The sequence below is a fragment of the Paraburkholderia sp. FT54 genome, assembly GCF_031585635.1.
Taxonomy (GTDB): Bacteria; Pseudomonadota; Gammaproteobacteria; order Burkholderiales; family Burkholderiaceae; genus Paraburkholderia.
The window spans coordinates 702,629-715,964 of sequence record NZ_CP134197.1 but is presented as its reverse complement, the minus strand read 5'-3'; the positions used below and the strand labels follow the sequence as shown (position 1 = coordinate 715,964).

At 58.6% G+C, this 13,336-nt stretch carries 14 protein-coding genes; 6 read left to right on the top strand and 8 right to left on the bottom strand.

The annotated features are described in order from the left end of the window. The first annotated feature begins 294 nt into the window (after positions 1-294). On the top strand, positions 295-1,245 hold the full coding sequence (locus tag RI103_RS36055; RefSeq protein WP_310819393.1) for a LysR family transcriptional regulator: 951 nt from the start codon (positions 295-297) through the stop codon (positions 1,243-1,245). A gap of 113 nt (positions 1,246-1,358) precedes the next feature. On the opposite strand, the gene tatA is transcribed toward RI103_RS36055, so the two are convergent. From tatA to RI103_RS36040, 3 genes are all read right to left on the bottom strand, one after another. Further along, positions 1,359-1,610 (bottom strand): Sec-independent protein translocase subunit TatA, encoded by a 252-nt coding sequence (tatA, locus tag RI103_RS36050; protein WP_310818829.1) that lies wholly within the window; start codon positions 1,608-1,610, stop codon positions 1,359-1,361. A 176-nt stretch (positions 1,611-1,786) separates the two neighbouring features. Beyond that, entirely contained in the window at positions 1,787-3,043 is a 1,257-nt protein-coding gene (locus RI103_RS36045) for an oxalate decarboxylase family bicupin (RefSeq protein WP_310818828.1), read from the bottom strand. 818 nt (positions 3,044-3,861) lie between these two features. Continuing rightward, positions 3,862-4,332 (bottom strand): ribonuclease, encoded by a 471-nt coding sequence (locus RI103_RS36040; protein ID WP_310819392.1) that lies wholly within the window; start codon positions 4,330-4,332, stop codon positions 3,862-3,864. A 169-nt stretch (positions 4,333-4,501) separates the two neighbouring features. On the opposite strand from RI103_RS36040, the gene RI103_RS36035 reads away from it, so the two are divergent. Next, entirely contained in the window at positions 4,502-4,915 is a 414-nt protein-coding gene (locus RI103_RS36035) for a hypothetical protein (RefSeq protein WP_310818827.1), read from the top strand. Positions 4,916-5,207: 292 nt separating this feature from the next. On the opposite strand, the gene RI103_RS36030 is transcribed toward RI103_RS36035, so the two are convergent. Beyond that, the gene (locus tag RI103_RS36030; protein WP_310818826.1) at positions 5,208-5,813 is read right to left on the bottom strand and encodes a TetR/AcrR family transcriptional regulator; all 606 of its coding nucleotides are present in this window, start codon (positions 5,811-5,813) and stop codon (positions 5,208-5,210) included. A gap of 128 nt (positions 5,814-5,941) precedes the next feature. Here RI103_RS36030 and RI103_RS36025 point away from each other — a divergent pair, with 128 nt between their 5' ends. Both RI103_RS36025 and RI103_RS36020 read left to right on the top strand, forming a co-directional pair. Continuing rightward, entirely contained in the window at positions 5,942-6,865 is a 924-nt protein-coding gene (locus RI103_RS36025) for an NAD-dependent epimerase/dehydratase family protein (protein ID WP_310818825.1), read from the top strand. 2 nt (positions 6,866-6,867) lie between these two features. Further along, positions 6,868-7,212: a DoxX family protein gene (locus RI103_RS36020; RefSeq protein ID WP_310818824.1), complete on the top strand. Its 345-nt coding sequence runs from the start codon at positions 6,868-6,870 to the stop codon at positions 7,210-7,212. Between the two features lie 35 nt (positions 7,213-7,247). On the opposite strand, the gene RI103_RS36015 is transcribed toward RI103_RS36020, so the two are convergent. Then, positions 7,248-7,781: an alkaline phosphatase D family protein gene (locus RI103_RS36015; RefSeq protein ID WP_310818823.1), complete on the bottom strand. Its 534-nt coding sequence runs from the start codon at positions 7,779-7,781 to the stop codon at positions 7,248-7,250. Positions 7,782-7,804: 23 nt separating this feature from the next. Here RI103_RS36015 and RI103_RS36010 point away from each other — a divergent pair, with 23 nt between their 5' ends. Then, positions 7,805-8,644: an FAD-dependent monooxygenase gene (locus tag RI103_RS36010; RefSeq protein ID WP_310818822.1), complete on the top strand. Its 840-nt coding sequence runs from the start codon at positions 7,805-7,807 to the stop codon at positions 8,642-8,644. Between the two features lie 22 nt (positions 8,645-8,666). On the opposite strand, the gene RI103_RS36005 is transcribed toward RI103_RS36010, so the two are convergent. Further along, positions 8,667-9,734 (bottom strand): alkene reductase, encoded by a 1,068-nt coding sequence (locus RI103_RS36005; RefSeq protein WP_310818821.1) that lies wholly within the window; start codon positions 9,732-9,734, stop codon positions 8,667-8,669. Positions 9,735-10,099: 365 nt separating this feature from the next. Here RI103_RS36005 and RI103_RS36000 point away from each other — a divergent pair, with 365 nt between their 5' ends. Next, the gene (locus RI103_RS36000) at positions 10,100-10,549 is read left to right on the top strand and encodes an Rrf2 family transcriptional regulator (protein WP_310818820.1); all 450 of its coding nucleotides are present in this window, start codon (positions 10,100-10,102) and stop codon (positions 10,547-10,549) included. Between the two features lie 234 nt (positions 10,550-10,783). Here the strand turns inward: RI103_RS36000 and RI103_RS35995 are convergent, their stop codons facing one another. Both RI103_RS35995 and RI103_RS35990 read right to left on the bottom strand, forming a co-directional pair. Further along, positions 10,784-11,791 carry a sterol desaturase family protein gene (locus tag RI103_RS35995; protein WP_310818819.1) on the bottom strand — a complete coding sequence of 336 codons (1,008 nt, stop codon included), beginning with the start codon at positions 11,789-11,791 and terminating at the stop codon, positions 10,784-10,786. 70 nt (positions 11,792-11,861) lie between these two features. Further along, on the bottom strand, positions 11,862-12,872 hold the full coding sequence (locus RI103_RS35990) for a beta-propeller fold lactonase family protein (protein WP_409077048.1): 1,011 nt from the start codon (positions 12,870-12,872) through the stop codon (positions 11,862-11,864). Between the last annotated feature and the right edge of the window lie 464 nt (positions 12,873-13,336).

Genomic DNA, 13,336 nt, shown 5'->3' with positions numbered 1-13,336 from the left:
ATTTCGTCCCGTTCCTCGCTGACGCAGAGGTCCCGAATTACGATCGCGGCGGCCGTATTGCATAAGCTGGAGGCGGCAAACATGAAACATTCGCAATGTTCGCGATATACGCCGACAGTCCCTTGCGGTCTATGCTAAGGCGTATTCCTGGACTCCCACGATCGTGGCATGGCAGCCGTCACAGCGCGCCGGCAAGAGGGTGCATCGAATTTGCCTCAACTGCCGGTTCGGGAGTGTGGCGTGTTGGAGGCGCCTCATATTCTCGGCGCGTTCATAAATTTTGGCGAAACTATTGTGAAAAATGCGACTCTGCGTCAGCTAAAAACCTTTGAAACCGTAGCTCGGCGCCTAAGCTTCTCGCGAGCGGCGGACGAGTTAAATCTTTCGCAGCCGGCCGTTTCTACGCAGATCAAACATCTGGAGGAGCACGCAGGTGTCGCGCTGTTCGAACAACTCGGCAAACGAATCTTCCTTACGCCCGCGGGACGAGAAATGGTGCATCACACGCGAGCGATCATCGAACGCTTCCGTGTGGTGGAGGAGGCACTGGCACGGCTGAGGGGTATGAACGGTGGTAGCCTGAACATCGGCGTGGTCAGTGCCGGCGGCTATTTCTTCCCGCGCTTGCTTGCCCACTTCAACGAGAAGAATCTGGGAGTCAAGTTGGAACTGGCAGTCGAGAATCGGGATCAGTTGTTGAATCAACTCGACGAGAATCGCATCGACCTCGCCGTGATGGTCGGCGCGCCAGCAGACCCGAGAATCGTCAGTGAGACATTTGCACCGCATCCATTCCTGATTGTTGCGTCGCCGTCTCATCGACTCGCGGACAAGCGGGAGATTCCAGTTTGCGAACTGACGAAGGAGCGTTTTATCGTTCGAGAGAAAGGCTCCGACACATGGGGTGTGATGGAGGAAGGGATAGCGGATGGGTTCGACAAGGATAGCGAGCCGATCGAGATCAAGAATACTGAGACGATCAAACAGGCTGTGATCGCGGGAATGGGCATCAGCTTCTTGTCCGCGCATACCGTCGATCTTGAACTGAAGGCGGGAATGCTTGTCGTGCTTGATGTAGTTGGGCTTCCAATCGTGCGAGAGTGGCGTATCGTGCATCGTGCGGATAAGCAACTCTCTCCGGTAGCCGAAGCATTTAAGCACTTTCTGCTCGAAGAAGGTTCAACACGGATAGGTAGGCTTAGCCACGTTGGCACTGAAGCTGCGTTTCTATCAGCCATTGCATAGAAGCTATCTTGCAGTGGATGCGTATTCCCGGAGTTGGCCGTAAAGCGATTCGTGCGCCGCGACGAAATGTTTGGGCCCGCTGGTTCTTCGGGTCCCATGGTGAGCCGCCTCGGTCAGTGATCGTTCGGGACCGGAGACGTTGCAACTTTCGCGACGTCTCCAACTCTTGCGTGTTGCTGGTCGCTCGAAACGAGCGACGAAGTCATCGCATCGGTGGGACTCGCCGGTTCGCTCTGCAATCCATCCTTGAAGCCTTTGACAGCTAATCCGAGATCGCCACCGACCGTTCTCAGTTTCTTCGTGCCAAAAATCAGCGCGACGATTAGCGCAACGATTAGCCAATGCCAAATGCTTATTGAACCCATCTCACCTTCTCCTTGATTCCCAGTTGATTGCCAATGGAATACTACCCGTGCGGTCGGCTTGGCCGGAAACCACCGGGTAGTCGATTGCTCTCGCTTTGTACCTTTCTCAACGGTCCGCCCGGGGCGGATAGCTTGATGCCCGGGCGGCGGCTGAGCAGAGGAACGGCAACTGCAATTTAAATCGGCAGAACGTCGGGACGGTTGTTCGGGAACCGAGCGATGGTCTCCGCAGTAACGTTCAGATGATCCATGATCATCCGCGGCGGCGTGTGCGTCAGCCAGTCGGAAAGCGACACTTCGGCGAAGTGGTCCGCCTTGAAGATTTCCAGGAACACGAGGTCAGTGTTGCCCGTGTTCTGCACGTAGTGACCGAGACTCTTCTTTACGTAGCCGATGTCGCCCGCGCGGAAGTCCGCGGTGGCCGCTTTCGGGCCCGTATCGAATACCGTCATCCGGGCTTCGCCCTTGATGTAGTACTGCCATTCGTCCGCGTTCGGGTGCCAGTGCAGTTCGCGCATACCACCCGGCTTGACCGTAACCAGGGCGGCTGCGACGTTTGCCGAGGCCTTGAAATTGCGACTGTCGGCAATCCGCACCGATCCACCCTTGGTCTCCTTCGTCGGCGCCATATCGCCCAGCGAGAAAATGAACGGGTGCTCCGGCAGGCCAAGAGGTGTCGCCACTGAACGTTGCGCGGCTGGCAGCGGACCCGGATCTGAACCTTGGAAAATCCACAGATTGTCGACCGGAATGTTCTTGAAGGCGTCGGCCGGTACGTTGAAGTTAGCGGCCAGGACGTCCGGCGGCGTGTGGGCAATCCAATCCGTTAGTAGAAGCGTGTTGAATTCCGATGCGCGGCCGTTGTCGAACGCGAGCAGAAATTCCGCACCTGTAGGTCCGAGGCCTTGCAGCGAGTGCGGCAAACCCGGAGGGAAATACCAGAGATCGCCGGTTTTGACGTCGGCTACCTGCGGGCGGCCTTGCTCGTCGAGGATGGTAATGCGGCATTTGCCGTCCAGCATGATGGCCCACTCGGCCTGCTGGTGCCAGTGCATCTCGCGGGTGCCGTTGGTTCCAAGGCGCATGTTGACGCCCGAGATGTCTTCGGAAATTGCGAAGTCATCCTGTGTAACTTCACGGGCCCAGCCGCCGTTCTGGTAGCGCTTGTGCGCGTTGTTGAACGACGCCCAGAATAGCGGCATCCCATTGATGTCGGTAGCCGGCGGGTTCTGGAACGACGGGAATTGATTAGCAATTGCGGGGTTTTGAGGACCAGGGTCGGTACGGCTCGTCGGGCTCAAGGCGTTGATTTCACCTTCGGCCGGCCGGTCGGGATTGCCGAACGTGGCAGCCTTGGCTGTTGCGGCAACGCCGAGCGCTGCGGCCGAGGCGGCCGCGCCTACCAACATTTTACGTCGTGACAGATCAGTCATGGTTTGCTCCTCTCCGTTGCGGAAACTGAATAAATAAAGCGATTGTTTCGCTGCCTGAAATTCAATCGGTTATGCCGGGATCAGCCGGTTAGCCAACTATTAAAAATAAAACCGTTATGTGGAACGATCAGCGTGTCCTGAGCGAAACTGGTGGCGAATTAATTTTCGTCATTAACGATCCGTAAATTGGTTGTTTGACCGACTTCGCCAGACAGGCTGTACCGTTGAGAGCGATGATAGGTGTTAGTCGTTTTGAAGGATAATTGTTTTTTTTGAATGAAACGATAAGCGTCGAATTATGATATTTTTCTGATTGATCTGGAGAAAATGACAAGTGCGGCGGGATTAAATGTTGAGAACCAAAATATTAATAATTATTTAACCTCGCCAAGGAGATATTCAATGTCACCGGTGGCCCATCGGCAGAGACCTTAGTCGTGGTCGAAGCTCGGGTGTTCCCCCGCTCGAGGAGACCTGATTAAGTTAGCGAACGCGACATTGATGGAGCGCCGGCACAGTCAGCTTTTGTGACTCGCGATATTTGTTTGGTACGCGGGGTGTTGGGACACGTCTTCATCGAGCCACACAGGGGTATGTCGAAGCGGCCTGGAGGCACCTACTGAACCGGCGTACTTTGAGCAAAAGGGGAGGCAGACATGGTCTGTGCCGAGTCGACCGAAATATAGGCGGGAAGAGGCGGCAGCAGACGGTCCCCGTTACTTCCGCCACTGATCGTGCCATCGCGGCACGGTCTCTGAAAGCACGACGCCCCCGAAGCGTACGTCATAGGTAGCACAGGGCGTTTTTACTGGCTTAAGCTATTCTGCAATGCGTTTGAAACTGGCGTAGTAATCGTCGGTGTAATAGCAGTCGCCGGTCTGCCTACGCGGTCCACCACATACGATGCGGCGCTGCCCGCGATCCGCCGAGCCAGGAGTACGAACTGTGTACGTGTGGTAATAGCCGCGCGGATGCTGCGGCAGCAATACCGCACTGTTGCGGAACAGGACACCGTCCTCGGAAAAAGGGAAAGGGCCGCCCGCTTTTATCAGACGCAGTGTCTCGGCTGCTTCCCCCGGCAACTGCGCCTTGGTGACGGCGGCCAGCACGCTCCTTTCCTGCGCGCCCGATGCAGCGGGTGTCTCGCTCCCGGCCTGCCCAAGCTGAGCCAGCGCCTGACTTGCGGATGCGCCCGGTTCCTGAGTAGTGCTCTGCGATCCGTCCTTGCCGCATCCGCTGAGAATCGCGCTCAAGGCGATGATGCAGGAGAGTTCCCACGCTCGCTTCACGAAACGTTGTCTCCAGGTTGACCCGCAATCGACGATCGCGAACGATTTTAGGGTATCGCTAATGGCTGAGTGAATCAATGTTCGGCCGGAATTTCATCGGCTTGATGAGGAGAGGCTCGACGCGGAAGGCTGAGCTTGAGCCCGTCGAACCGGGGAACCGTATGACGATATGATTGCCGGCCTGCTCATTCGGCGGGCCGAACAGACCTGTGGCAATCGGGTAATTCCTGATCTTATGGGGATGTTCAGAAGCCGCTGTTGGATCGTGTTTGGCTCGCTCCCGGGACTGAAGGTCGGTAACGTCACCGTCTTGCAGTTTTGGACATCGATGCTGATGAAGCCCATCACGGCGGAGTTCGGCTGGACTCGCGGTGTGATGTCCGTCGCGGTCATGCTGGGGTCGATCTTCGCCTCGACTGCTACGCCCGTCGCTGGCAGACTGATCGATAGGCGTGGGATCAGTCGGATCACGCTGGTTGCAATTGCGCTCTTTGCGCTTGCGCAGCGCGCGACAAGAGCATCGATCGTTTGCGTCATCTCGCGAATAGCTTCGTTTTGCGCCAGCTTGCGAATGCGCCTCTGATGAAAGCATTACCGGCCTTATCGGCGAGCGCCTAAAGTTAACGACACCGTCGCCGTTAAAAGAGGGTTTCGTGCGTTCGAGATGGGAAAGCAACTGCCGATTGCAGGAGACATGCCCATCGCATGAGGCGATGTTCGGCCGCAAAACGACATTCACAATTTTAGAAGCGCGCCTGGATCATGCGGAAACCGATGCGCGAATGCGTTTGGAATCGGATGAGCGGTGTCTTGCTTCCCGCGCTACACGCTGTTGCGCTCCGCATGCTGTGGCTCGACATCTTATGTGGCGCTCCTTAGCGAAGTGCAGCCTCCACCGCCTCGTCAATCTGCAGCGCAAAGCGCGCTTCAACATCGGGCACCGTGTAGCCAATTGACAGTTCCAGATACGCGTCGCCTAGCACCAACTGAACGAATGTCGCTGCCCGCAATGCGGCCGTCGATTCGTCAAATCGCTTGCGCAGAATTTTTGCGGCGAAGGCGCGCACGACCTTTGCACCATTTTCGTAAAACACCTGACCGAGTTCCGGAAGACGCTCGGCCTCAGCAACGATGGCCCGGTAAAGCCGCAGATTATCCGGCGCGATAAGGTTTTGCGCCAACACCCATCCCAACTCGCGCAACTCGACTTCGGGTGTTCCATCGGATTGCTCGTCCAGAGCGTTGGCAAGAAGTCCACCCACCTGAGCGCACATCGAGCTCACCAGACCAACGAAGAGTGCCTCCTTCGACTTGAAGTGGCGGTAGACCGTCTGTTTGCCGACGCCGGCGGCCGCGGCGACGTCGTCCATCGTTGCCAGGCCAAAACCCTGACTTAAAAAAATGGTTTTCGCGCCGTCGAGGATCGCGGACCGCTTACGGCGCTGCAGCGGGCTCAGGTCGGGGAGGGAAGAAGTGTCCATGCGAGATAAATAACAGATCGTCGAGTAGTTGACAAGACTGGTCAGTCTCGTTTAGATTTGTCAAAACGAGACCGATGAGTCTCGTTTGTGTGGCCATTCAAGTTCGCAACCAATCACTGGAGAACGCTTTGAAACTGTTCATCACAGGCGGTACTGGATTCATAGGGCAAGCGGTCGCGCGCAAGGCAATCAGCCTCGGCCATCAGGTGACGGCACTGGTGCGCGAGGAGAGCTCGGCGGCCGCCAGTGCGCTGGCACGTCTCGGCGTGAAACTGCATGGCGGCGACTTGCGTGAGCCACAGTCTTTTGCTGCGACTGCCGGTGTCGCTGATGGCGTGATGCACATGGCGTCGACCAACGATGCTTTCGCTGCTGCTGCCGATGAGGCCGCGGCTGTAGCGATGCTTTCGCATTTGCATCCGGGCACGGCGTTCGTCTATACGTCGGGCACCTGGGTCTACGGCAATACGGAAGGGGAGCCCGCGACTGAAGCATCGGCGCTGAACCCGACACCACTCATCGCGTGGCGGCCTGCAGTGGAGCAACGCGTGCAGGCGCTGGCGGCACGCCGCTCGATTGCCGCGGTGATCCTTAGGCCGGCGGTGGTGCACGGTTACGGCGGCGGTATCTTCGGCATGCTTGCCGGCATGGTCCGTCAGACCGGCAGTGTGAGAGTCGTCGGCGATGGTCGCAACCACTGGCCTGCCGTTCACGTCGATGATCTCGCCACGGCTTACCTGAGCGCGGTGGAGCGGGCGGCAAGCGGGGATGGTCGAGTCGCGGGGCAGATCTTCAACGTGGTCGCGGAAGAGGCCGTTGCCGTTGCCGAAATGGGTGAAGCGATTCGGGCCTCGGTCGGCGCCGATCGCGTCGAATCTTGGCCGCTCGACGATGCTCGCAAATCGCTTGGCCCATTTGCTGACGCACTGGCACTCGACCAGACGGTAAGCGGTCAGCATGCGCGGCAAGTTCTTGCGTGGGAACCCCACGGCCCCGGCCTGATTGCGGACCTCTCTGTACAGAAGCACTTTCAGCTAAGCAACGGGGTGTGAGGATGGCGCTAAACACTGGATCTTTCGAAACGATTCTCGCGACGATCGTAGCGGTTCTGTTCGCGGTTGCTGGGGTGGTCAATCTCGCAGGACGCGGCGCGGTGAAGCGCGACTTCGCGCGCTGGGGTTACCCGGCATGGTTTCACTTGCTCTGTGGTGTTCTCGAGCTACTCAGTGCAGCACTTCTTCTTGGACCGCAAACCAGAGTTTTAGGCCTAACGCTGGCCGGTGCGATCATGATTGGCGCGCTCTTCACGTTGCTGCGAAACCGGGAGCCGTTCCGGCATCTCGCCCCGGCGCTGATCTTCTCGGCGCTCATTGTGGTTACTGTGGCGGTCCGCGATTGAGACTTCCTGACCACCAGGCGCGTGAATCCGGGACGCTAACAGGCCGCGCGGGCAATCGGTGCTGCGGGTGCGAGCGGCGCGGCCGGTGCGCTGCCGTCGCTGTTCAACCCTTTCACCTTATTGAAGATCGCGACGAACTGGCCCGGCGTCACGGTTGCTGAAGCATAGCCGTTGCCGTCATGATCGGCATATAGCAAATCGGGGTTGTTCTGTTGCAGGAACTGGTCGAAGGCTATCGGCGAAGACGTCAGCGGCGCAACCGGTGTGCCTGCCGCGCCCTGCTGCACGTCGACGAAGAAAGGCCGGCTGCTGATGCCCGCCGTCATGAGTTCGACGGCAACGGGCGTGCCGTTCACCGGATCGGGCACGTCGCGCACGATGCCGCACTGGAACGCGTGCAGATCGCCGGTAACCGTGACGAGATTGCGGATGGATTGCGTCTTCAGGAACGACATCAGATCGGCCTTGTGCGTCGGATAGCCGTCCCACGCGTCGCAATCGATCACGAAGACGAGGTTATTGGGCGGCGGCGCAAGTCGCGTCAGATCGAGCCACAGGCGGTTTAGCATGACCTCCGCCTGACTTCGATGCCATGCGCGCGCTGCTCCTGCCGGCCTTGCCGGATGGCACGCAGCTGTCGTCAATGCGCTGGTCATCGGTCTACCGTGTCAGCCATCGCATCGTGCCTGCTTATGCCAAAGGCAGCGTGTTCATTGCAGGCGACGCCGCGCATATCCATCCTCCGGTAGGCGGTCAGGGCATGAATACGGGATTGCAGGATGCGCACAATCTGGCGTGGAAGCTATCGCTCGCGGCCAAGGGGCTCGCACAGCCTGCATTGCTCGAGAGCTATTCGGAAGAACGGCAGCCCGTCGGAGTCGACGTCGTCCGGTCGAAGAGCGCGGCGCTGAATGCGGTGTTCGCTCGTGAGGCGGCGACGCCGGCCATGCGCGAAACCCAGTTGCTCGTCACCTATCGAGGCAGCCGCATCGTCGCCGACGAGTGTCGCGACATGGACGTGACGTCACCCGCGCCCGGCGACCGCGTTCCCGAACTGGGGAACCTCCAGCAGGCGTTCGTCGGGCATGCGCGGCGCCTGCATGAATGTGTCGGCCGGGGCCGGCATGTTTTGCTCGGCTATATCGAGGCACCCGGCGCGCAATACGATGCGTTCGTCGAGGGCTGCGCTGCGCTCGATGCCTTGCTTCACGGCCTGGCGTCCGCGGTGTTGATCGCGGCACCGGGATGCGAAGTGCCTTCCAATGAGCAGATTACTGTGCTAACGGATGCGGCAAACGAATTCACCACCGCGTTTCGCGCCCCGGGCGGCACGGTGTGGGGAGTGCGGCCTGACGCGCATATCGGCTGGCGTAGCCATCGCTGTTCGAAAGAGGCGGTGAAAGAATGGCTGCGGCATTCGATACAACTTTAGCGACTGCATGCGCGCGTCTGCTTCACACAGCTTCGTCGAGCAGTGGGTAGTCGTTGTAGCCGCTTTCGTCGTCCGCGTAGATGGTTTCCGGATTGACCGCATTGAGCGGCGCACCGCGTCGAAAGCGCTCCACCAGATCAGGGTTGGCGATAAAAGGACGCCCAAACGCCGCCGCGTCTGCATCGCCACGTTCGATGGCCAGCTCCGCACTCTCCCTCGTTAGCCCTTCATTGAGGATGTAGGCCCCTTTGAAGATACGCCGCACGTCGCGGCCGATGCGATCGTCGCCGCGATCCAACGCCTCGCGCGCGAAAATAAAAGCGATGTTGCGCGCGTTGAGTTGCTCGGCGACATAACTGAACAGCGCGCGCGGATTCGAGTCGCGCATCGAGTATGAACTCGACATCAGGTTCAAATGCACGCCGATGCGGTCCGCGGGCCAAAGGGTGAGCAATGCATCGATTGCCTCCAGCAGGAAGCGCGCGCGGTTCTCGATCGATCCGCCGTAACGGTCGCTCCGCAGGTTCGATCCGTTGTGCAGAAACTGATCGAACAGGTAACCATTTGCCGCGTGAAGCTCGACGCCATCAAAACCAGCGCGTTTTGCGTTTGCGGCGCCCACCCGGAAATCCTCGACGATAGCGGGAATTTCTTCGGTCTCCAGCGCGCGCGGCACGGTGTATGGGCGCTGAGGCCGCACGCGGGTGACATGGCCGTCCGGCGCGATGGCACTGGGGGCGACCGGAAGCTGGCCGTCGTGGTAGACCGGGTCGGAAACTCGCCCGACGTGCCACAGCTGGGAAACGATCAGGCCACCCGCATCGTGTACCGCTGAAGTCACCTCTTTCCAGCCGGCAATCTGCTTCTCGGTCCAGATGCCCGGTGTGTTGGGATAGCCAACGCCCTGAGGTGTGACGGAAGTGGCTTCGGTAATGACGAGTCCCGCGCTCGCACGTAGCGCGTAGTGCCGCGCGTTGAGGACGCCTGGACTGCGCTCGGCGAACGCGCGCATGCGCGTGAGCGGTGCCATGACAATGCGGTTCGACAACTTCAGCGCGCCAATCTGGATTGGATCGAAGAGTGTGGACATCTGCGGGCTTCTCATTTCGGTGTTAGAGGTAGCAAGGACGGCTGCTCAGTTTCCATTGACTGGGGGACGTTGCACGCCATACGTTTATCGTCACGACACATTCGATGTAACAATAGTTGTTACAACATAAACCATCCAGGCCATCAGCACAAGTCTTCTGTCATGAACGGGCGCCTTCGATGAGACACGAATGGCGCGAGCAGGGTTGATCCGGCACACCAATAAGCCGGCGCGTGCAGCCTGAAATCGTCCGTCTCTTAAGGCGGGGAATGCGCCATGTCACTGGATCCATCAAACAGGTCAGGATTGACTACCCATGTTGTAACGAATATAGTTACAACTAAACTGACTAAAGCAGGTTTTCTATGAGCGCCAATAGCCGCTTGACCGTGGCGACCCACATCCTGGCGTGGATGGCGCTCGTCGCACGGCGCAGTCCTGATCCGGTCACGTCCGATCGGATCGCTATCAGCGTCAACACGAACCCGGTGGTGATTCGTCGTACGCTTGGGTTGCTCGCGAAAGGGGGGCTCGTCGAGAGTTATCGCGGCGTGAATGCGGGATGGCGTCTGAGCAGGAGTGCGGATGCAATCAGTTTGCTCGACGTCTTCAATGCACTTGAAGAGGGTGCGCGCTTCGCGCTGCACCCTTCAAAACCCAGTCAGGTGTGCCCCATCGGTCGAGGCATCGGGTCGACACTGAGCCACGTCTATGATTCGATCGACGATGGCGTTCGAAAAACGCTTGCCGCGACGACGATCGAAGCGGTGCTCACAGACACTCTTGCATCGCAACCGTCGAAAAAGCGCGGCTGAGTCCGGATCGGTTATACGGGCACGTCGAGCCAAAAGAGTGGGAGAACGAATCGTCGCCAAAGGGGCAACGGTACGGACTATTGGGCTTGACCTAGCCGTTACAAAACGCGAGTAACGCCTGGCGCGCCGCCCAGGGCTGGCTGGACGGCGCTGTCGGGTTTCTTTTAAGCCCGTCGCAAACATGCGGGATGGCTCTGTGCGACCGCAGCAACAGGTGCACAGGGTCAGCTGCACTCACTGCACAGCACGATCCGCGTAATTCCTTTGCCCGCGCAGACGCTTCACAATTCGGCCAAACGTGAGCCATTGCTGCGCGATCAATCCGTCGCCATACGAACGGCCCGAGCCATGCGGCACCGGTAGCTGGTCACGGATGCCGGTCACCTCGACGGCGGGGTTCCATGAAACGGTGCGGAACATCATGTCCCACCATGGAAACAACACGCCGAAATTGCAGCCGTAGGCCGTGCCTTCATGACCGTAGCCCACCGCGTGGTGACGGCGGTGAAAGATCGGGCTGACGATGATGCGCTCGAGCAGCCAGCCATACGGCAGGCTTGCATTGACGTGCTGGATGCTCTGCATGAAGTTGCTGACCGCGACCAGCACCACGAACTGGTTCGGCTGCACGCCGATAAACAGCGAGATCGCCGCGAAGAACGCCGCCTGAATGATGTCGTCGAGAAAGTGGTTGCGGTCATCGGTCCACAGCGACATCTGCTGCTGGCTGTGATGCACCGCATGCAGTTCCCACCACACGCCGAAACGATGCTGCCACCGGTGGTACCAGTAGCCGGCGAAATCGAGCACGATCAGGTAAATCAGGAACGACACGACTGGCTGATCCGTCACGCCTGGCCAGAGGCCGTCGATATCGATGTTCGGTATGTGGTAGATCGCTATCAGGCTCTGCCAGTGATCGAATAGCGGCTGCAACATGAAAAAGAACGCAATGTTAATAATGCCGAGCTTGGCGATCCACGTATAGATCACGTCCGCGCGCAGTGCCTTGCGATCCTGCCACTGCTCGATGGGGCGCAGTGCTTCGAGCGGTCGTAACGTGAGATACATCACGACGATTTCCAGCGCACCGACTATCACCCAGTACAGGGCGTCATAGGTGTCTTCGTCGTAACCCATCAAGCCGAAGCGATAGAAAAACGGCTGCACGACGTCGACATATAACAGCGTCTGCAGCGCGGACACCATATTGTCGAGTTGGGCGGCGATTTCATGAAACATCAGAATCCTCGTGCTTTAGCAAATTCCGGCAGTGCTCATGTAACGGCAAGTTTGTGACGACTTGCCCAGCCTAGTCTGGATTGGGCGATACCACCGGTGCCCGGTTGTAGAAGTAGATGCCGTGCGGCGAACGGCCAACCGCAATAGTTTCGACCAGCTTGCGCGTGGTCATATCGATGATGCCCACATGCTTCGCGAAACGGAATCCCACCCATAGATAGCGCTTGTCGGGAGTTAGTTCCATGTCATCCGGCCCGGCCATCAGTCCGGTGATATCGCCGGCATTGGTGAGCGTGGTGTAGTCGATAACGCTGATCGTGCTATCGACGCGATTGGACACCACCACATGCTTGCCGTCGTCGAGGTTGCGGAAATTGTGGGCGCCGCGGCCCGTGTGGATCTTCTTGACGATCTGCTGCTTGTGCAAGTCCACCACCGTGACGTCGTCTTCGCCGGTCATACCGACCAGCAGGTAGCGGTCGCCCGGTGTCATCCACAGACCTGCGGGCTCATTGCCCACGTGCATCTTCCAAAGCACTTTCTGGGTCGGCAGATCGATCGCCGCGAGTTCGCCGGAATCCTGCAGCGTGACGAACACGGTGCGGTTGTCGGAGGCGAACGTCATGTGGCTAGGAGTCTTCGCCAGTTCGATGTGCTTGGCCAGCGCCATATTTGCGCCGTCATAGCGGTAGATGTCGACGCGGTCCATGCGCAACGCGGCCGTGACGAACCACTTGTGATCGGGAGAGAAGCCCAGTTGATATGGGTCTTCGATGTCCTCCACAGTCCGCTGCACCGCACCGGTGTGCGGGTCGACAAACATCAGGTTGTTCGACACCGAATCCGCAACGATCAGGGAGTGGCCGTCGGGCGTGATCATCAGATGGTGTGGTTCCTTGCCGGTCGGCTCTGTACCGACAACTTTGTGCGTGGCTTCGTCGATCAGCGTCAATTGCGCTCCAGCAGAATCGAGCACGATCACGTTATCGACGGCATTCGCGCAGTTCGTTATGGCCAACATACTCCACAGCGACGCGGCGAGCGCTCCATTCCTTGTAATGGAAACGATAGAAGATGGCATTCGGATCGTAATCACGCGAAAAGTACTTTGAGGTGAAATGTAATAAAGACGTCGGAGTTTGTCGGCAGCGGTCGAGACCGTTGCCATCTAACGTTTGTACCATCGTTACCGATGACACGAAAGGCGGGGCCGGATGCTGAAATTGCCGGGCAAGGAGTCAATTGAAAACGGCTCGCCGTAGATCGACCTGGACACAGCACAAGTCGGACCCGTTGCGGCCGGTCAGAGTTCCACTTCAGTGTCTTGAATGACAAAGCGGCTTTCGTAACTTTCGAGTTTGCGTCCCTACGGTCCGATCTGTTTTTCCATCACGTCGAAATCAACCTCGGCAACCCGTCGGTAAATCCACGTTCATTCCGATGCGCACTTGCTAACTCGTGGCGACGCGCGTACTCGGTCAGGCGTCTCTTGTGCCGATGTTCCTAGCCACGCTGCGACAAATAGCCGCTTACTTTGCCGTCCGC

Excerpts from the sequence above, each read along its gene's own strand:
- RI103_RS36015 (WP_310818823.1), bottom strand. The coding sequence starts at position 7,781 with ATGCTAAACCGCCTGTGGCTCGATCTGACGCGACTTGCGCCGCCGCCC.
- RI103_RS36020 (WP_310818824.1), top strand. The coding sequence starts at position 6,868 with ATGGCGCTAAACACTGGATCTTTCGAAACGATTCTCGCGACGATCGTA.
- RI103_RS35990 (WP_409077048.1), bottom strand. The coding sequence starts at position 12,872 with ATGCCATCTTCTATCGTTTCCATTACAAGGAATGGAGCGCTCGCCGCG.
- RI103_RS36030 (WP_310818826.1), bottom strand. The coding sequence starts at position 5,813 with ATGGACACTTCTTCCCTCCCCGACCTGAGCCCGCTGCAGCGCCGTAAG.
- tatA (WP_310818829.1), bottom strand. The coding sequence starts at position 1,610 with ATGGGTTCAATAAGCATTTGGCATTGGCTAATCGTTGCGCTAATCGTC.
- RI103_RS36035 (WP_310818827.1), top strand. The coding sequence starts at position 4,502 with ATGATTGCCGGCCTGCTCATTCGGCGGGCCGAACAGACCTGTGGCAAT.
- RI103_RS36045 (WP_310818828.1), bottom strand. The coding sequence starts at position 3,043 with ATGACTGATCTGTCACGACGTAAAATGTTGGTAGGCGCGGCCGCCTCG.
- RI103_RS36005 (WP_310818821.1), bottom strand. The coding sequence starts at position 9,734 with ATGTCCACACTCTTCGATCCAATCCAGATTGGCGCGCTGAAGTTGTCG.
- RI103_RS36010 (WP_310818822.1), top strand. The coding sequence starts at position 7,805 with ATGCGCGCGCTGCTCCTGCCGGCCTTGCCGGATGGCACGCAGCTGTCG.
- RI103_RS35995 (WP_310818819.1), bottom strand. The coding sequence starts at position 11,791 with ATGTTTCATGAAATCGCCGCCCAACTCGACAATATGGTGTCCGCGCTG.
- RI103_RS36000 (WP_310818820.1), top strand. The coding sequence starts at position 10,100 with ATGAGCGCCAATAGCCGCTTGACCGTGGCGACCCACATCCTGGCGTGG.